This is a genomic window from Plantibacter sp. Mn2098, from assembly GCF_049319745.1.
Classification (GTDB): Bacteria; Actinomycetota; Actinomycetes; order Actinomycetales; family Microbacteriaceae; genus Plantibacter.
The window spans coordinates 266,294-284,982 of sequence record NZ_JBMOUH010000005.1; the positions used below are offsets into that span (position 1 = coordinate 266,294).

General features: G+C 68.9%; 14 protein-coding genes. 4 read left to right on the plus strand and 10 right to left on the minus strand.

What is annotated here, in order from left to right; translation table 11 throughout:
• Window positions 1-18 precede the first annotated feature (18 nt).
• Together ACL9RL_RS10025 and ACL9RL_RS10030 are read left to right on the plus strand one after the other, a co-directional pair.
• Entirely contained in the window at window positions 19-870 is an 852-nt protein-coding gene (locus tag ACL9RL_RS10025; protein WP_422780143.1) for a fumarylacetoacetate hydrolase family protein, read from the plus strand.
• Window positions 867-1,613, plus strand: coding sequence for an SDR family NAD(P)-dependent oxidoreductase (locus tag ACL9RL_RS10030; RefSeq protein ID WP_422780100.1), 747 nt, complete (start codon window positions 867-869; stop codon window positions 1,611-1,613). Before ACL9RL_RS10025 ends, ACL9RL_RS10030 begins: the two co-directional genes overlap by 4 nt.
• A gap of 123 nt (window positions 1,614-1,736) precedes the next feature.
• Here the strand turns inward: ACL9RL_RS10030 and ACL9RL_RS10035 are convergent, their stop codons facing one another.
• From ACL9RL_RS10035 to ACL9RL_RS10050, 4 genes are all read right to left on the minus strand, one after another.
• The gene (locus ACL9RL_RS10035) at window positions 1,737-4,583 is read right to left on the minus strand and encodes an FAD-binding and (Fe-S)-binding domain-containing protein (protein WP_422780101.1); all 2,847 of its coding nucleotides are present in this window, start codon (window positions 4,581-4,583) and stop codon (window positions 1,737-1,739) included.
• Entirely contained in the window at window positions 4,580-5,776 is a 1,197-nt protein-coding gene (locus ACL9RL_RS10040; protein WP_422780102.1) for a mandelate racemase/muconate lactonizing enzyme family protein, read from the minus strand. Before ACL9RL_RS10040 ends, ACL9RL_RS10035 begins: the two co-directional genes overlap by 4 nt.
• 158 nt (window positions 5,777-5,934) lie before the next feature.
• Window positions 5,935-6,780 carry a helix-turn-helix transcriptional regulator gene (locus ACL9RL_RS10045; protein ID WP_422780103.1) on the minus strand — a complete coding sequence of 282 codons (846 nt, stop codon included), beginning with the start codon at window positions 6,778-6,780 and terminating at the stop codon, window positions 5,935-5,937.
• A gap of 156 nt (window positions 6,781-6,936) precedes the next feature.
• Window positions 6,937-7,377 (minus strand): OsmC family peroxiredoxin, encoded by a 441-nt coding sequence (locus ACL9RL_RS10050; protein ID WP_422780104.1) that lies wholly within the window; start codon window positions 7,375-7,377, stop codon window positions 6,937-6,939.
• A gap of 773 nt (window positions 7,378-8,150) precedes the next feature.
• On the opposite strand from ACL9RL_RS10050, the gene ACL9RL_RS10055 reads away from it, so the two are divergent.
• Together ACL9RL_RS10055 and ACL9RL_RS10060 are read left to right on the plus strand one after the other, a co-directional pair.
• Window positions 8,151-10,592, plus strand: coding sequence for an ATP-binding cassette domain-containing protein (locus ACL9RL_RS10055; protein ID WP_422780144.1), 2,442 nt, complete (start codon window positions 8,151-8,153; stop codon window positions 10,590-10,592).
• 637 nt (window positions 10,593-11,229) lie between these two features.
• On the plus strand, window positions 11,230-11,481 hold the full coding sequence (locus tag ACL9RL_RS10060; protein ID WP_422780105.1) for a hypothetical protein: 252 nt from the start codon (window positions 11,230-11,232) through the stop codon (window positions 11,479-11,481).
• A gap of 403 nt (window positions 11,482-11,884) precedes the next feature.
• On the opposite strand, the gene ACL9RL_RS10065 is transcribed toward ACL9RL_RS10060, so the two are convergent.
• The 6 genes from ACL9RL_RS10065 to ACL9RL_RS10090 form a co-directional block, all read right to left on the minus strand.
• Window positions 11,885-12,256, minus strand: a complete 372-nt coding sequence (locus ACL9RL_RS10065) for a hypothetical protein (protein WP_422780106.1) — start codon at window positions 12,254-12,256, stop codon at window positions 11,885-11,887.
• Window positions 12,257-12,358: 102 nt separating this feature from the next.
• Window positions 12,359-13,600 (minus strand): dimethylargininase, encoded by a 1,242-nt coding sequence (gene ddaH, locus ACL9RL_RS10070; RefSeq protein ID WP_422780107.1) that lies wholly within the window; start codon window positions 13,598-13,600, stop codon window positions 12,359-12,361.
• 133 nt (window positions 13,601-13,733) lie between these two features.
• A complete protein-coding gene (gene purH / locus ACL9RL_RS10075; RefSeq protein ID WP_422780108.1) occupies window positions 13,734-15,341 on the minus strand; it encodes a bifunctional phosphoribosylaminoimidazolecarboxamide formyltransferase/IMP cyclohydrolase in 1,608 nt (535 codons plus the stop codon).
• Complete coding sequence (gene purN / locus ACL9RL_RS10080; RefSeq protein ID WP_422780109.1) at window positions 15,338-15,994, minus strand: phosphoribosylglycinamide formyltransferase; 657 nt, start codon at window positions 15,992-15,994, stop codon at window positions 15,338-15,340. Before purN ends, purH begins: the two co-directional genes overlap by 4 nt.
• A gap of 9 nt (window positions 15,995-16,003) precedes the next feature.
• A complete protein-coding gene (locus ACL9RL_RS10085; RefSeq protein WP_422780110.1) occupies window positions 16,004-17,275 on the minus strand; it encodes a DUF6350 family protein in 1,272 nt (423 codons plus the stop codon).
• Window positions 17,276-17,485: 210 nt separating this feature from the next.
• Window positions 17,486-18,673, minus strand: coding sequence for an amylo-alpha-1,6-glucosidase (locus ACL9RL_RS10090; protein WP_422780111.1), 1,188 nt, complete (start codon window positions 18,671-18,673; stop codon window positions 17,486-17,488).
• Between the last annotated feature and the right edge of the window lie 16 nt (window positions 18,674-18,689).

Consider the following 18,689-nt stretch of genomic DNA (forward strand, 5'->3'; position numbering starts at 1 on the left):
CAGGAGACGGCCGGCCGGGTGCGCTTCGCCAGGCTCGGGACGTCCGGCTCCGAGGTTCCGGTGATCCAGGTCGATGGGCGGAGTTTCGACCTGCGATCCATCACCGCGGATCTGGACGGCTCGTTCTTCGAGCGCGGCGGCCAGGAGGCGGCCATCGCGGCGCAGGAGGCCGGCGCCCTTCCGGAACTCCCCGACGCCGCGAGCCTGCGCATCGGGGCGCCGGTCGCCCGCCCGGGGAAGATCGTCTGCATCGGCCTCAACTACCGGGAGCACGCCCTGGAGACGGGTGCGGCGATCCCGGCGGAACCGGTGGTGTTTATGAAGGATCCCTCCACGGTCATCGGCCCGTTCGACGAGATCCTCATCCCCCGCCGCTCACAGAAGACCGACTGGGAGGTGGAGCTCGGAGTCGTGATCGGGTCGACGGCCAGGTACCTCGACTCGCCGGAGGACGCGCTCGCGCACGTCGCCGGATACACGGTCTCGCACGATGTCTCCGAGCGGGAGTTCCAGCTCGAGCGCGGGGGCCAGTGGGACAAGGGCAAGTCCTGTGAGACGTTCAATCCGCTCGGACCGTGGCTCGTCCCGGCGGCAGCGGTGCCCGACCCGCAAGCGCTGTCCCTCGAACTCTCGGTCAACGGCGTGCGTCGCCAGTCCGGCAGCACCTCGGACATGATCTTCAGCGTCGCGCACGTCGTCTGGTACCTGAGCCAGTTCATGGTGCTGCGCCCGGGCGACCTCATCAACACCGGCACACCGGCCGGGGTCTCGATGGGCGACCCTGACGTCCCCTACCTCGCGGCGGGCGATGTCGTCGAGCTCGGGATCACCGGGCTCGGCACGTCCAAGCAGAGCGTCGGTGCGGCGTGAGCGGCGACTTCGACGGGCTGTCCGTCATCGTCACGGGCGGCGCATCGGGCATCGGTCTTGCGACCGCCAGGCAGTTCCTTGCGCGCGGCGCCCGCGTCGCGGTGCTCGATCTCTCGGTCGACGCCCTCGACGAGGACCTCGTCGGATTCCAGGCAGACATCTCCGACGAGGCATCGGTGACCAGGGCGGTCACGGCCGCCGCCGAGCGCTTCGGCGGGCTCGACATCGTGATCAACAACGCCGGCATCGGTGCGCAGGGCACGGTCGAGGACTACTCGGACGACGAGTGGGCCCGGGTGCTGAACGTCAATGTGACCGGCATCGCCCGCGTCTCCTCCGCCGCCCTGCCGCACCTGCGCAGGTCGGCGCATGCCGCCATCGTGAACACCTGTTCTGTCGCAGCGACGAGCGGGCTGCCGCAGCGCGCGCTCTATTCGGCGTCGAAGGGCGCCGTCGCAGCGCTCACGCGGGCGATGGCCACGGATCACCTCGCCGACGGCATCCGGGTGAACTCGGTCAGTCCGGGGACCGCCGATACGCCGTGGGTCGGGCGGCTGCTCGCGAAGGCGAGCGACCCGGAGGGCGAGCGCGCGGCCCTGAACGACCGGCAGGCGATCGGTCGGTTGATCGCTCCGGACGAGGTCGCCGCCGCGATCCTCTACCTCGCGAGTCCGCTGTCTGGTTCGACGACGGGTGTCGACCTCGAGGTCGACGGCGGGCTGTCGCACCTCCGCACCCGCTGACCGTTCCGCTCACCCCATCCCGATCCCGCACCATCCCACCCCACCCAACCCATCCCGCGAGGGGAGGCGATGTGTCGTCCGCAGGTCCCCTGCACAACACATCGCCTCCCCTCGCGGCGTTGTTCAGGCGTGTTCGGCGGACGGGGCCGGACGGGTCTGCTCCTCCAGGACTTCGAGGACGTGGCGGTAGGGCTGACCGGTCGCACGGGTCATACCGATCTCGCACGTGCGATTGGACGACGCATAGGCGTCGTACCGGCGCTCCCCCACTTCCGCGGCCTCCGCGGCCGTCGCAGAGCGCGTCAGCTCCGGATGCAGCATCCCGCGGTCCCCCGCGAACGCGCAGCAGCCCTCGTCGAGCGGCGTGACGACCTCGGCGGCGACGAGCGACGCGAGCCGGTCCATCGCCCCGTTCGCGCCCATCGCCGTCGATGAGCAGGTGTGGTGCAACACGAGGCTCTCGAGCTTGTTCTCGACCACGAGGTGCGGTGCGACCTCCGCCAGCGTGAACTCCACCGAGTCGATGAAGCGCAGCGCCCGATACCGCCCGTCCGCCTTGGCCGCAGCTGATCGCAACGTCTCAAGCCCCTCGGAACAGGACGACGCGTCGCAGACGATGGGCAACTCTCCGCCGCGGCTCGCCTCGAACAGGGCTGGCAGCGTGCGGTCGCGCATCTCGTCGTAGCCCTTCGTCAGCCCCTTCGACTTCCAGGGCGTCCCGCAGCACAGTCCTTGGACGCCGTCCGGGATCGTCAACGCGACCCCCGCACGCTCGCACAGCAGTTGGAAGGCGCTCCGCACGCCCATCGAGCCGTCGCTCGGACCGAACATCGTGCCGACGCACGCGGGGAAGTACACGGCGACAGCGCGGTCATTGCCCGCCGCCCGCCTCACCCGACCACCGCCCGGGAGGTCCGCGGAGTAGTGCGGCAAGACGTCCTTCCCCAACACACTGCGACCGATGTTCGTCACGGCCGCGACGAGCGGCGCCGGGACCTGCTTCGCAGCCGACAGCGCCACGCCCCCGACCGCCGTGATCGCGCCCCAGTTCGCAGCCGCTGCCGCGCCGACCGCCTGTGTGAATCCGTTCTGCGATTCGCTCCGCAGTCGGCGCACGAGGTCGCCGGTGTTGATGCCGACCGGACAGGCGACGGCGCACAGCCCGTCGACGGCGCACGTCTCCACACCCTGGTAGCCGTAGTCGCCCTCCATCGCACGCAGCAGCGGTTGGTCGCCGGCCGTCTTCGCGGTCTCGATCTCCCGACGAAGCACGATGCGCTGCCGCGGGGTGAGGGTGATGTCCCGGCTGGGGCAGGTGGGTTCGCAGTACCCGCACTCCACACATCGGTCGACCTCGCTCTCCACCGCTGGCGCGATCTTCAGATCGTTGAGATAGCTGGTCCGGTCGTCGGAGAGCACCACGCCGGGGTTCAGCAGACCGAGCGGGTCGAACAGGCGTTTGACCTCACGCATCACGTCGTACAGTTCGTCACCGAACTGCTCGCGTACGAACGGCGCCATGACGCGGCCGGTCCCGTGCTCGGCCTTGAGCGAGCCGCCGTGCGCCAGCACGACCCGCACGAGATCCTCAGTGAACGCCGCATACCGTTCGACGCCGGCCGGTGTGCGGAAATCCTCGACGACGAGGAAGTGGAGGTTGCCGTCGCGTGCGTGCCCGAAGATGACGCTGTCGGTGTAGCCGTGGACGTGCAGGAGTTCGGTGAGTGCCTCGCAGGTGTCGAGCAGGCGCCCGACCGGCACGGAGAAGTCTTCGAGCAGCGCGGTCGTGCCGGAACGGCGTGAGCCGGCGAGCGCCGGGTAGAGCCCCTTCCGGACGTGCCAGAGCGCCGCGCGGGAGCCGGCGTCGGATGACAGGGTGAACCCGGCCGGTGCGAGCGCGGTGAGGGCCTCGGCTGCATCCGATCGCAGGCGGGACAGCTCGTCATCGGTCGACGCCTGGAATTCGACCAGGAGCGCGCAGTGGTCAGCGACCTCGATCGCTGCGATCTCCGCCGGGCAGTCCGGCAGGCTCTGGGCAACGGTGAGGGACCTCGAATCGAGCAATTCGATAGTCGCGAAGCCGCACTCGACGAGGCCGGGCAGCGCTTCGGTCGCCGCCGCGAGGGTTTCGAAGACGAGCAGTCCCGTCGCGCACTTCGACGCGAGCGGCACCGTCCGGAAGGTCGCCTCCGCAACGAATCCGAGGGTCCCCTCGCTCCCGATGAGCAGGTGGGTGAGCACGTCGACGGGCGCTGTGAAGTCGAGGAAGGTGTTGAGCCCGTAGCCCATCGTGTTCTTCATCGCGTACTGGCGACGGATCTCCGCGACGCTCACAGGGTCTCCGCGGACCCGGTCGCGGAGCGATGCGAGGCCGCTGTGGAGCGCTGGCGCGGCCACCCGGAACGCCTCGTCCGCGTCGGGGGCCGCCGTGTCGAGGATCGCGCCGTTCGGCAGGACGAGGGCCATCGATTCGAGCGTCCGATACGTGTTCTGCTCGATCCCGCACGCCATGCCGCTGGAGTTGTTGGCGATGACGCCGCCGATCGTGCACGCGATCTCGCTCGCCGGGTCCGGCCCGAGCTTGCGGCCGTGCCTCGCCAGCCGGGCGTTCACCTGTCGCACGGTCGCGCCCGGTTGCACGCGCACCCTGGCTCCGTCGTCCAGCACCTCGATCCTGCGGAAGTTCCGACGGGTGTCGACGAGGATGCTCGATGACACGCCCTGGCCGGACAGGCTCGTCCCGCCGGAGCGGAACGTGATCGGACGCCCGCTCGACGCGCTCGCCCGGAACACGGCCGAGACGCCGGCGGCATCAACGGGTGTCAGGACCGCGTCGGGGACGAGCAGGTAGTGCGAGGCGTCGTGCGCGATCGCGAGCCGGTCGAGGGCACGAACGCTCCGCCCGAATCCCGCGTCGTCGAACTCACGCTCGAGCCGGACGTCGAGTCCGACCGCCCCTGCAGCGCTCATGCGCGGCGCAGGGCTCCGACGCCGCGCACCTGCCAGTCACGACGGGCGCTCGGCAGGATCGCCGTCGAGGCCCCTGGAGCCTGCGGGCGTTCGAGGTAGCCCTCCCGGACGATGCTGCGCTCCACGTACGCGTCCTGCGTCCACGGGATGAACTCGATGAGCGGCGGGACCTGGGACACGGCCGTGCCGACGAGGTGCTGGTGCACCTGCATCATGTCGCCGGCGTGCGGGGCCACCCGGAGGCCGCGGGCGCCCGCGTGCGCGGCGATCTGCGTCCACTCGGTCACGCCTCCGACGCGCGTCACGTCGACCTGGACGACGCGGATGGCGTCATTCGCGATGAAGCTGTTGAACTGCTGGTAGCTGTAGATGCTCTCACCGGCTGCGATGTCGAGGATCGTGCTGCGCTGCAGGGCGGCGTGCCCTTCGAGGTCGTCGGCGTGCAACGGCTCCTCGACCCAGTCCATCCGCACCTCCTCGAACACCGGCAGGATCCGCCTGGCCGTCGAGAGGTCCCAGCGCTGGTTGGCGTCGCACATCAGGGTGATGTCGTCGCCGATGGCCGCCCGCACGGCCCGGGACCGGCGCGCGTCCTCCTGCCAGTCGGACGTGCCGACCTTGATCTTCACCCGCCGCCAGCCCTGGTCGATGAGTGCCGAGAGGTCGCGGACGAGGTCGCTCTCGGTCGAGTTCAGCCAGCCTCCGTCGGTGTTGTACGCCTGGATCGGGTCTGGGGTCCCGCCGAGCAGTTTCCACAGCGGGACGTCGGCGCGCTGGGCCGCGAGGTCCCAGAGCGCGATGTCGACCATCGCGAGGGCCATGTGGACGGCGCCGGCCCGGCCGATCCAGTGCGTCGGCAGCCAGTACAGGCGGTTCCAGGTGCCGAGGATGTCCTCCGAGGAGGTGCCGAGCAGCGCCGGCGCGTAGTAGTCGGAGATGATGTTGGTGAGCGCTTCCGGGGCCGTGTGGACACCGGAGATGCCCGTGCCGACCCGGCCGTCCCGCGTGGTGACCTCGACGACGGGGACCGTCCAGTGGGACATCGCCGCGGTGGAGTCCGCGATGGGCCTGGCGAGCGGGACGGCGAGCGCGTAGGTCTCGATCGAGACGATCTCGGACCCTTCGTCCCCGATCATCAGGTCGGCCAGTTCGGGTGACAGCACTCCCCGTGCGGTCGGCAGCTCGACAGTCATCGTTGAAACCCCTCGTTGCGTCTTCGGCACGCCTCAGTGGCATGCATTCCCATTCCGCCATGTGTCGAGCGGAGGGTCAACGCCGACATCCGGATGCGGGGAATGCGTTTCGCAGATGGGCGCTGCGCCCTCCTCGACGACCGACTGGGTGCCGCGTCCTACTCGACGAGCGACTGGGTCCCGAGCACGATGGCGAGCGCCAGCCGTTCGGCGTCCTCGGTTCCGGGCTCAGCCGTGTAGACCATGATGCGCAAGTCGTCAGCTGCGACGACGAGGGTGTCGCAGTCGAGAGTGATGTGGCCGACGGACGGGTGGTCGATGGTCTTGCGCCTGGCCGGGTCCTGCCGCGGCATCGGGTCGCCAAGGTCCCAGAGTTCGACGAACCGAGGACTCTGCGCCCGGAGCTCGGCGATGAGTCGCTTCACCCCGCGGTCGGCCGGGTATCGACTGGCGGTCATCCTGAGGTCTGCGACGAGTCCGCGTTGGAGGAGCGCGTGCTCCGCTTCGGATTGGATCACGCGGGAGTCGACGTCGAGCAGGTTGCGCCAGACGCCGTTGCGTTCGATCCCGCGGCGGAGCGATGTTTCCCCCATCAGCGCGTCGTACGGCGCGTTGGCGACGATGAGCGTCCACGTCGCGTCGTAGACGACGACCGGTGTGTGCGCGAGGCGGTCGAGGAGTCGTTGGACGCTCGCGCTGATGCGGGTTGGCACCACATCGGGGCCGGGAGCCGCGTGACCGGCGAGGCGGTAGAGCAGGCCGCGCTCCTCGTCGGGCAGACGCAGCGCCCTCGCGAGGGATTCGACGACCTGGGCGGACGGCGACGTGGATCGCCCCTGTTCGAGCCGGGTCAGGTAGTCGGTCGAGATACCGGCGAGCGCGGAGAGCTCCTCCCGCCGGAGCCCCGTGGCACGGCGTCGACCGCCGAGCGGGAGACCGACCGTCTCCGGTGAGACGCGGTCCCGCCATCGCCGCACGGCTTGTCCGAACTCCCAGGTTTGCATGCACTCAAGTGTGCGCGCACCCGTGGCCGTTGTCCTAGCCCCGCTGGTCCCAGGATGCATGACCCGTGCATCCCACTGCATCCACGGCATCCACGACGTGAGGGAGGTGCCGCGCCCAGTGGCGCCGCACCTCCCTCACGTCGTGAACCGGGTGAGCTACTGCTCGAGCGTCGCGTTCAGCGTGATGTCGACGCCCGTGAGCGCCTTGCTGACCGGGCAGGTCGCCTTGGCGTCGTCTGCGGCCTTGAGGAAGGTCGCCTCGTCGATGCCGGAGACCTCGCCGACCACGGTCAGCGCGATGCCGGTGAGCTTGAATCCGCCCTGCGGGTCCGGCCCGAGGGTGACGTCCGCCTTGACGTCGAGCGCCTCGATCGTGCCGCCGGCCTCGCCGAGGATCGCGGAGAACTGCATGGCGTAGCAGGCGGAGTGGGCGGCTGCGAGGAGCTCCTCGGGGCTCGTGGAGCCGTTGGCCTCTTCCGCGGCGCGCTTCGGGAAGGAGACGTCGTAGGTGCCGATCTTCGAGCTCGAGAGTTCGACCTGGCCTGAGCCGTCGTTGAGGCCGCCGTTCCAGGCGGTGCGTGCGGTACGAGTAGGCATTGCTGCTCCTTCATCTGGGGGATGTGTCGAGACAGAGTCAACCAGAGAACGGTCGTTCTCGCAACCCGTTGCCGGTGAATGTTCAGGGTTGCGACATCACCTGTTGACGATCTCGCGTGACGGACAGGCGGCAGAATGGAGACGTGGTCCTCCCGGAACGCCCTCTCGACGTCATCAGGCTCGCCGACAGGCGGGCGATCCTGCGCCTCGTCAGGCACACCGAGCCGGCCGACGAGCTCCCAGCCACGGCCGACGCGCTGGTGGGCAGACGAGCGACAACCAGGCGACGCATCGTCCTCGGTCCGCTTCTCGCCACGATCTCGGCCGTCGCAGCGGTCCTCATCCCACTCGGGGCGTGGGACAGGGACGGCACGATGCCCTGGTTCTGGAACGGCGTCTGGATCGTCTTCCCGTGGCTCTTCCTGGCGCCGCTGTGGGCTGCCTACCTGTACAGCTTGTCGAAGGACCGCATCGACCGCTCGCTGCACGCCGACTACCAGGATCAGCGAGCGCGAGCGGTCCACTCGCTCGGCCGCGTCCTGGACACCCGGTGCTCCCTCGGAGACGGCGGCAGCATCGTGAACCTCGTCGCGGAGATCGGCTACGGGGACGCGGTGATCGTCATCGACCGCCTCGCTCCCGGCCAGCCACCGCTGCAGACGGAGGTCCCGACGCCGGCGAATCCGTGCACGTGTGGACGATGCCCGACGGCCGCGTCATCGTGCAGGCGAGGCGGGAGCGCACCGTCGGACCACACAACTAGGCTGACATCCATGACCACCTCGACTCCCCCGAGCGCATCAGCAGGATCCTCCGCTCCCGGCGCTCTCGCCGCTTCCTCCCCCGCGGAACACGTCGCGGACACCCACGACCTCATCCGCGTCCAGGGCGCACGCGAGAACAACCTCAAGAACGTGAGCGTCGACATTCCCAAACGCCGCCTCACGGTGTTCACGGGCGTCTCCGGGTCGGGCAAGAGCTCGCTCGTGTTCAGCACGATCGCCGCAGAGTCGCAGCGCATGATCAACGAGACCTACAGCGCCTTCCTGCAGGGGTTCATGGCGAGCCAGTCGCGCCCGGACGTCGACGTCCTCGAAGGCCTCACCACGGCGATCATCGTCGACCAGGAGCGCATGGGCGCCAACTCCCGCTCCACCGTCGGCACGGCGACCGACGTCAACGCGATGCTCCGCATCGTCTTCAGCCGCCTCGGCGACCCCTACATCGGTTCGCCCCAGGCGTTCGCGTTCAACGTCCCGTCCGTCAGCGGCGCCGGCGCCGTGACGTTGGAGAAGGCCGGCCGGACGGTCAAGGAGCGGCGCAGCTTCTCGGTGACAGGCGGCATGTGCCCACGATGCGAGGGCATGGGCAAGGTCAACGACATCGACCTCACGCAGCTGTTCGACGACTCCAAGTCCCTCCACGAGGGCGCGCTGACCATCCCCGGCTACACGGCGGACGGCTGGGGCGTGAAGATCTTCACGGGCTCCGGCTTCCTGAACCCCGACAAGCCCATCCGCGACTACACCAAGCGCGAACTCGACGACTTCCTCTACAAGGAACCCGTCAAGGTCAAGGTCGGCGACATCAACATGACGTACGAGGGGCTCATCCCCAAGGTCCAGAAGTCGTTCCTGTCCAAGGACCGCGAGGCGATGCAGCCGCACATCCGCGCCTTCGTCGACCGGGCCGTGACGTTCACGACCTGCCCGGAGTGCAACGGCACGCGCCTGAGCGAGGGCGCGAGGTCCTCCAAAGTCAACGGCATCAGCATCGCCGATGCCTGCGCCATGCAGATCAGCGATCTCGCGACGTGGGTCGCGGGCATCGACGACCCGTCGGTCGCGCCGCTCCTGGTCGCGTTGAAGGACACGCTCGACTCGTTCGTCGACATCGGGCTCGGCTACCTCTCGCTCGACCGCCCGGCCGGCTCGCTCTCCGGCGGCGAGGCCCAGCGCACGAAGATGATCCGTCACCTCGGCTCATCGCTCACCGACGTCACGTACGTCTTCGACGAGCCGACCATCGGCCTCCACCCGCACGACATCGAACGGATGAACACCCTCCTGCTGCAACTGCGGGACAAGGGCAACACGGTCCTCGTCGTCGAGCACAAGCCGGAGACGATCGTCATCGCGGACCACATCGTGGACCTCGGCCCTGGCGCTGGTACGGCAGGCGGGACGATCGGGTTCGAGGGGACGGTCGAGGAACTGCGCTCGAGCGAGACGCTCACGGGACGCCACTTCGACGACCGCGCAGCGGTCAAGGACGCCGTCCGCGCCTCGACCGGCGCCCTGCAGATCCGCGGCGCGCACGAGAACAACCTGCGCAACGTCGACGTCGACATCCCGCTCGGGGTCCTCACGGTTGTGACCGGCGTCGCGGGCTCGGGCAAGAGCTCGCTCGTGCACGGCTCGCTGCACCGCCAGCACGGGTCGGCCGATGCCGGGATCGTGTCGATCGACCAGGGCGCCATCCGTGGTTCCCGGCGCAGCAACCCGGCAACCTACACGGGCCTGCTGGAGCCGATCCGCAAGGCGTTCGCGAAGGCCAACGGCGTGAAGCCGGCCCTGTTCAGCGCCAATTCGGAGGGCGCGTGCCCCAACTGCAACGGAGCGGGCGTTATCTTCACCGACCTCGGTGTGATGGCGAGCGTGTCGAGCGTGTGCGAGGTCTGCGAGGGCAAGCGGTTCGACGCGTCGGTGCTCGACTACCACCTGGGTGGACGGGACATCAGCGAGGTGCTCGCGATGTCGGTCACGGAAGCCGAGGCGTTCTTCGGTTCAGGCGATGCCCGCACCCCGGCGGCGCACGCGATCCTCGATCGTCTGGTCGACGTCGGACTCGGCTACCTGAGTCTCGGGCAGCCTCTCACGACGCTCTCCGGCGGTGAACGGCAGCGGCTGAAGCTTGCGACGCACATGGCGGAGAAGGGCGACGTCTACATCCTGGACGAGCCGACGACGGGTCTCCACCTCGCCGATGTCGAGCAGTTGCTCGGGCTCCTGGACCGTCTCGTCGAGTCCGGCAAGTCGGTCATCGTGGTCGAGCACCACCAGGCGGTCATGGCGCACGCGGACTGGATCATCGACCTCGGCCCAGGAGCCGGTCACGACGGCGGCACGGTCGTCTTCGAGGGCACCCCCGCCGCGCTCATCGCCGACGGCAGCACGCTGACCGGCAAGCATCTCGCCGCCTACGTCGGAGCCTGACCCTCCCGCGCCCGTCCGCGCACGTCCGGCTCGCTGCCCCACCCGCTGCCGTCCACAATTCCGGAACTCTGCAGCCGTTTGCGACCCTTCGCGGTGCAAACACGGCGTGTCGCGCCAAAACCGCGCATAAGTTCCGGAATTGCGAACAGCGAACCCTGCCAGCGCGTGATCTCCAAACTCCAGGACAATCCACCAGATCCGCGCACCGATTCACTCGGAACGCTACGAACCGCTCCTAAACCGTGAACTGACAGGACGAGTCCGCCGAAGGGGGTCCGAACGGCATCAAATCCGGCACCAGTCGTGACGGACGACGCTAGCCTTCAGCTGCGGGACATCATTGCAATCGCTTGACTTTGCAGGTCGTGACATATAAGACAATCTTACGAGCGCACAGTGTGGCCCATCTCGATGAATGCACGAGGAGTAGGCAATGAAGCTCACAATACTGAAGAGTGCAGGTGTCGCGATCGTCGCGAGCCTCGCTCTCGCAATCGGATCACCCACAGCTGCGATCGCAGCGCCCCCTGCAACTGGTTCCGGCAACATCCGCGCGACAAGTACCCCAGTTGACGCACGACTCGAATCGCCGAGTCGAGACGCTCGCGAACCCGCTGGGAAGTATTTCACGACATGTGTGACCGCAACCGGTCACAGTTTCGACTGGACGAACAACAACCCGCGCACCTGCAACGGTTGGCTCCAGATCCGGATCAATGGTCAGCAGGTTGGCAACATCAACATGTCAGTGATTCCTTCGTCCACACCGACAGTACTGTGTGTCGTCGGTGCCGGCCACGCGACGTTCAGCCTGTACTTCGTATCGACGCCCGCCGGATGGGTGCTCGCTCTGTCCGCGCTGCTCCTGGCGCGGCTCGGCTGCGCTTAGGAGGATGCCATGCGTGGAATGGGACGGACTCCCCCGGCCAGGTTGCAGTCGAATCGGCGCCTGACCGTCGTCTCGACGCTGTGCTTCGGTGCGCTGGCCACGGTTGGATGGTTCGAGGGTGACCTGCGATACGTCGCGGCCGCCGGGGTATTGTCCCTCGGGTCAGCGATTTTTGCACTGCTCACACACCTCGAGCTGCTTCGACGCGAGCGCCTTCGCGATGTTCAACCACCGACCAGCGCGAACTAAGTGGGCACAATTCAGGAACGTTCACAGCATTCAGGACGATTCGGGCGCGCAACGCGCCGAATCGTCCTGAATGCCGCAAGAGTTCCTGAATTCTGAAGAGCCTGCAGCGGTTCTGCAGAGTGCGCGGTGATCTGGGAGGCGGGGCCTCGCGCGATCAGACCGCGGGCGCCTCGTCGACGATGCCGATGAACCGACTGCCGATGCCGTCGACCTCACGTCGGCGCAGACCGGCGGCAGGCTCCGGCAACTCGTCGGAGCCGTGATGCATGCAGCTCAGATAGGTGTAGTCCGGCCACCACTTCTTCGGGCGGGCGGCCTCCGTGAAGCCGCACACCTCGCATCGGAGCTCGACCCACACGGGCTTGCCGCCCGGCTTGCGCGCAGCCCGCGACTGCAGGAGCCATGCGGGAGGGTCGGCCTCGAGCCGGTCGATCTCGTCCTCCGGCACCCATGACGGGATCCCGTGACGGCGCGCCATCTCGAGCGGGATGTCGAGCCGGAGCGCAGCCTGGCGACGGTTCAGCATGACACCACCGCCACCGCCGGACGGGCGTGCGACGAGGCCCCGCCCGTCACGGCCGAGACGGCAGATCGGACGACGGGACGCGACGTGTCGTTCCGTCCCACGTCAGCGGACGCGCACGGACAGGCAGGTGACGCAGCCGTCGAGCTTCTCGAACTCGCTGATGTCGACGGAGACGACGGTGTATCCGCGGTCCTCGAGCAGTGCGGCGGTGAGCGGTGCAGCGGCGGAGATCATCACGGTGTCGTCGGCGAGGACGACGACCGCGACGCCCGCGAGCTCCGGGACCGCGAGGAAGCGGCCGAAGAACGACGGGTCCTCCACGAGGTCGGGGTGGCCGATGACGGTGCCGTCCGGCAGCGCAGTGACGGTGGACTTCAGGTGCAGGGCCTTCGTGACCGGAACGGCGACCACGTTGTAGCCGAGCGGCGCGGCGATGGCGCGGAGCTGGCGGACGCCCTCGGCATTCGTGCGCGTGCTGCGGCCGACGTACACGGTCTTGTCGACGACGAGCACGTCGCCGCCTTCGAGCGTCGCGTCGCCGTCGATGCGGGCGACTTCGAGGCCGAGTCCGCGCACGGCGGTCTCGGCTGCAACGGTCTCCGGACGGCGCGACTCGGCGCCAGGACGGGTGACCACGGCGACGCCGTCGAGGAGGACGAGCGAGTCTTCGACGAACACGGAGTCTGCGAGCTGTTCGGCCCAGGCGACCTCGCTGGTCTCCCAGCCGTGCGCGTCGAAGGCTGCGACGTAGGCGTCCCACTGCTTGTCGGCGAGCTCGGTGTTGATCTCGGCGCGCTCCTGGAACGTGACGATGCCCTCTGCGAGGTTCGAGGACGGCATCCGGACGAGCGCGATGCGGCGTTCAGCTGAGTCGGCGGCAGCGGCAGCGATACCGATGACGCCGCGGTAGCTGAGGACGCCGATGGTGGCCGCAGCCGCAGCCGCGAGGACGACGAACACGAGGTCGATGCCGCCGATGTTCTGCCACGTGCTGCCGATGGCGTCGCCCGAGACGGCCTGACCGGCCACTGCGGACTTCACGATGCGGCCGATGAGGACCCCGAGCACACCGGAGGCGAGGCCGGCGAAGAGGGCGAGCGCCCAGTGGCGGTACGCCCCGACGATGCCGAGGACGATGAGGATCAGCAGCGTGAAGATCGCCGGCTGGAAGTAGTAGTCGCTCACCTGGACGAGCAGCGGGAATCCGCCCGCCTGCTGTTGGAGCAGCAGGAACACCTGGTACACCATGTTGAATGCGACGACCGAGCCGATGAAGACGACGACGGTGGCCGCGAGCGCGGCGGCGATGGATGCAATGATTTTGCGGCCCCAGGTGACAGTCATCCCCCGAGCGTACCGGGATGGCAACGGCGCCGCAGACACGAAGTCTGCGGCGCCGCCCGGCTCACATCACCTTGTCAGCTGATCGAAAGGTGTCCCGAAGGTAACGACCAGTCTGTCCGACACGCGTGGAGGATCAGTGGAAGAAGTGACGCTCCCCCGTGAAGTACATGGTCACGCCGGCTGCGGCCGCAGCGGCGATGACCTCTTCGTCACGGACGGAACCGCCCGGCTGGACGACGGCGCGGACGCCGGCGTCGAGCAGCACCTGGAGACCGTCGGCGAACGGGAAGAAGGCGTCCGATGCCGCGACGGAGCCGGCTGCACGGTCACCGGCGCGCGTGACGGCGAGGTGGCAGGAGTCGACCCGGTTGACCTGGCCCATGCCGACGCCGACGCTCGCGCCGCCCTTCGCCAGCAGGATGCCGTTCGACTTCACCGAGCGGCACGCCTTCCACGCGAAGATGAGGTCGAGCAGGGTCTCGTCGTCCGCGGCCTCGCCGGTGACGAGCGTCCAGCCCTTCGCCGTGTCCTGCGGGTCGTCGGCGAACCGGTCGGAGTCCTGCAGCAGGAGGCCGCCGGAGATCTGACGGACCTCACGCACCTCGCGGGAGAAATTCTCCGGGAGCTGCAGCAGGCGCAGGTTCTTCTTGGTCTTGAGGACCTCGAGGGCGGCCTCTTCGAATGCCGGGGCGACGAGCACCTCGGTGAAGATCTCCTTGACCGTCTCGGCCATGCCGAGGGTCACGGTCCGGTTCGCGGCGATGACGCCGCCGAACGCGGACACCGGGTCGCACTCGTGCGCCCGTCGGTGCGCGGATGCGATGGCGTCCGGCGCCTTCGGGTTCGCGAAGGCGATGCCGCACGGGTTGGCGTGCTTGATGATCGCGACGGCCGGGTTGGCGAAGTCGTACGCTGCGCGCACCGCCGCATCGGCGTCGACGTAGTTGTTGTACGACATCTCCTTGCCGTGCAGCTGGGTGGCCTGGGCGATGCCGGCACCGCCCGGGCGCACGTAGAGCGCGGCGGCCTGGTGCGAGTTCTCGCCGTAGCGGAGCACGCTCTCCAGCTTGCCCGTGATGCTGAGCGAGGTCGGGAAGGCGACGGCGTCCGCGACGGCGGAATCGGCGAACCAGGCGGAGACGGCCGCGTCGTATGCGGCCGTGTGGTCGAACGCCTGAGCGGCGAGCGCGCGGCGCTGCGCGAGCGTCGTCCCGCCGGCAGCGACGGCCTCGATGACGACGTCGTACCGCTCAGGGGAGACGACGATCGCGACGTTCGCGTGGTTCTTCGCCGAAGCACGGACCATGGCTGGGCCGCCGATGTCGATCTGCTCGACGACGTCGTCGCCCTGCGCGCCGCTCGCGACGGTCTCGACGAACGGGTACAGGTTCACGACGACGAGCTGGAACGCCTCGATGCCGAGTTCGGCGAGCTGGGCTTCGTGCGATGCGAGGCGGAGGTCCGCGAGGAGGCCGGCGTGCACGGACGGGTGCAGCGTCTTCACCCGGCCGTCGAGCGACTCCGGGAAGCCCGTCACCGCGGACACGTCGGTCACGGCGTGGCCGGCGTCGCGGATGGTCGACGCCGTGGAACCCGTGGAGACGATCTCGACGCCGGCAGCGGACAGCGCCGCCGCGAGGTCGAGGAGGCCCGTCTTGTCGCTCACGGAGATGAGCGCCCGCTTGACGGGGACGATGTCGCGTTCGCGATAGAGGCTCTTGTCGTGGCTGGGACCGCTCATGCCTGTGGTGCTCCTTCTGCTGCCTGGGTGGGGTCTGTGTCGTGTTCGCCTGGGGTCCGCGCGGCGCGGGAGAGCGCTTCGAGGTCGACGACGCCGGTCGCGATGTCGCGCACCGCCTCGACGAGGAGTCGGCGTTCGACGGGTTTGATGCGCTCGTGGAGGGTGTGCTCGGTGTCGTCCGGGAGGATCGCGACGCGCTCCTGCGCGATGATCGGCCCGGCGTCGACACCGTTGTCGACCACGATGATCGATGCGCCGGTGCGGTCGACGCCTGCTGCGAGCGCATCGCGGACGCCGTGGGCGCCCGGGAACTCCGGCAGGTACGCGGGGTGCGTGTTGATGATGCGCGGTGACAGCGCATCGACGACGACCGGGGGCAGCAGGCGCATGAGCCCGCTCAGCACGAGGAGGTCCGGCTTCCAGACCTGTATCTGTTCGAGGAGGGCTTCACCCCACTCCGCACGGGTGTCGAAGGAGGAGTACGGGACCGTGAACGACGGGATGCCGAAGTCTTCCGCGTGAACGAGACCATCAGCTTCCCGGTCGGCCCCGATCGCGATGACGCGAGCAGGGAATTCAGGGTCTCGTGATGCCTCGAGGAGGGCGCGGAGGTTGGATCCGCCACCGGAGATCAGCACGACGAGTGACAGCACCCCAGCATCTTATCGCCCGCGTGCGGTGGCCGATCGCGGGTGGAGGTCGGGGAGGCGGTCGACATCGTCGGGGTGGGTCGGTCCTGCCGCCATCGCGATGATCGCGGCGACGGCCGTGATGATGCCGGACCACAGTCCGATGGACCAGCCGTTCGGTCCGACCTCGATGAGCCGGCCGGGGCCCGCCGCGCCGGCGGACATGGCCGCGAGGACGCCGAGGCCGATGCCGGTGACAAGTCCGATGCCGAGACCGGCGGCGCCGAGCATGGCCAGGACGTTGTGTCCGCTCAGCCGACCGACGAGGCGACGGCGCACGAGCGCTGCGGCGCAGAATCCGACGGCGATGGGGATGAGGAGGGTCGCGAACCCGAACGCGGAGTCCGTCGTCGGCAGTGCGCCGAGGATCGGGATGGCCGGGACAGGGCCGACGAGGGTGCCGACGGGCGACACGCTCGTCCCGACGCCGAGCGCGAATCCGGGGCCCGTGAGCCACGACATCGTCCAGAGGACGAGGTTCGGCAGGTACACGATCTGTCCGAGGGTCACGATGAGTCCGCCGAAGGGGCCGAGCTGCGTGCTCTCGTAGAGGCTGATGATGTTGCCGTATCCCACGAGGATCACGAGGGCCGTCACGGCGGCAGAGATGGCGAGGATCGCGACGATCGCCATGGTGCCGGCGCGCACGGCGGTCCCGATCACCACGCGGACGTCGGCCTGGATGCGATCGCCGAGGTCGCGGAAGCGGTCGATGAGCGGGTCGCGGTCCGCATCGTGGACGAACCGCATCCAGACCGCCGCGACGAACAGGCCGGCGGCGAAGCGCAGGGTCGGGATCATCGCCCCTTGCGAGATCGACGGGCGGACGCCGACGTTCACGGCGCTCAGCGTCGCGAGGAACGCGAGCCCGGCGAAGGCGACGACGGCCACGACGACCGCGCCCTCCCACCAGGCGCTCCGTGCGGCGCGAATCCCGGTGCGCACACCGAAGAGGACCGTTGCGATCGTGAACGCGAGCGGGGCGAGGGAGACGAGGAACGGTTCGGTCGTCGCCGGGAGGCCGAGCGATGCGAGGAGGCCGGGGTCGAGGGTGACGCGCATGCTGGCGCCGTTGCCGAGCGCCCAGATGTCGACGGCCCCGCGCCAGAGCACCGCCCAGTCGAGCGACAGCTCGAAGTGGAACGCCCAGAGGGCTGCGAGGGGGACGAGTGCGGCGCCGATCCCGATGGACACGGCGAGCGCGGCATCGAGTGCTGCGAGGAGGGCGACGGTGAGGCGATTCATGCGCTTCCGACCCTACCCGTTCGCCCGTCGCTCCCCCGCCAGCCACACGCCCTCCCCATCGCTCGGCCCCTCACCTTCCCATCCCTCTTTCAGAATTCAGGAACGCTGGCAGAATTCAGGACGATTTCGGCGAAACTGCTGCCGAATCGTCCTGAATTCGTGAAATGTTCCTGAATTGCGGAGGTGACCGGCAGGCGGAATCAGACCGGCTCAGACCGCAAGCGCCGCATGCACCGCGATGGCGGCGGCCGCGGACCACGCCTGGGGACGGCACGCTGCGGGGTACGGCACAGGACTCGCGATGTCGGCCGCGGCATCCCCGGAGTGCAGCTCCGGCATCCGGAACGCGAACCCCTCCGCCGCGTCGAGCAGTCCGCGGGAGAGCGAGGCCGCCTCGGCGCCGAACCCGGCGGACGCGAGACCCGAGATCACGATCGCCGTGTCGTGCGTCCAGACGGAACCGCCATGGTAGCTCAACGGCCAGAAGCCGCCGGCGGCGGTCGACAGGGTGCGCAGCCCGAAGCCGGACGACAACTGGGGCGTCACGAGCCGCGCTGCGACGGCCGAGGCACGCTCATCGTCCAGGATCCCGGTCGCGAGCAGATGACCGATGTTGCTCGTCACGGAATCGACGCGCTGCTTCGCGGAGTCGAGCGCGACCGCCGGATACCCGCCTGCTGCATCGTCGATCCAGAAGTCGTCGTTGAACCGCGCCCGCAGTGCAGCAGCCCATTCGCGCCACTGGGCGGCGCCCTCGCCCCCGAACGCCTCCAACAGGTCCGCGCCGTGCACGGCGGCTTCGTACGCGTACCCCTGCACCTCGCACAAAGCGATCGGCCCGTCGGCGAGCGACCCGTCGTTCCACTGGATGGAGTCGCCGGAGTCCTTCCACCCCTGGTTCGCGAGGCCGTGTCCAGTGGTGTCGACGTACTCGAGGTAGCCGTCGCCGTCGCTGTCGCCGAAGTCGCGCATCCACACGAGCGCGGCTTCGAGCGCAGGAAGGAGCGCCAGCACATCGTCGTCGGGCATCCCGGCCCGCCAGGCGTCGTGCAGGAGGCAGACCCACAGCGGCGTGGCGTCGATCGTCCCGTAGTAGAGGGGCGGGAGCGACACGTCCTCACCGGGGATCTCCAGGACGCCCGGTCGCAGCTCGTGCATGATCTTGCCCGGCTGCTCGGCGGTCGAGTCGACCGATTCCCTCCCTTGCAGCCCCGCAAGCACACGCAGTGTGCTGGCCGCGATGCCGGTGGTCACCGGCAGCAGGAGGCGCGCGGCCCAGATGGAGTCGCGTCCGAAGAGGGTGAAGAACCAGGGGGCGCCGGCCGCGAGGAACTCCTCGCCCGGAGCGGCCGTGGTCGTGAGGCGGAGCGCGTCGAGGTCGGCGAGCGCCGCGTCCATCCACCGCCGCAGCCGT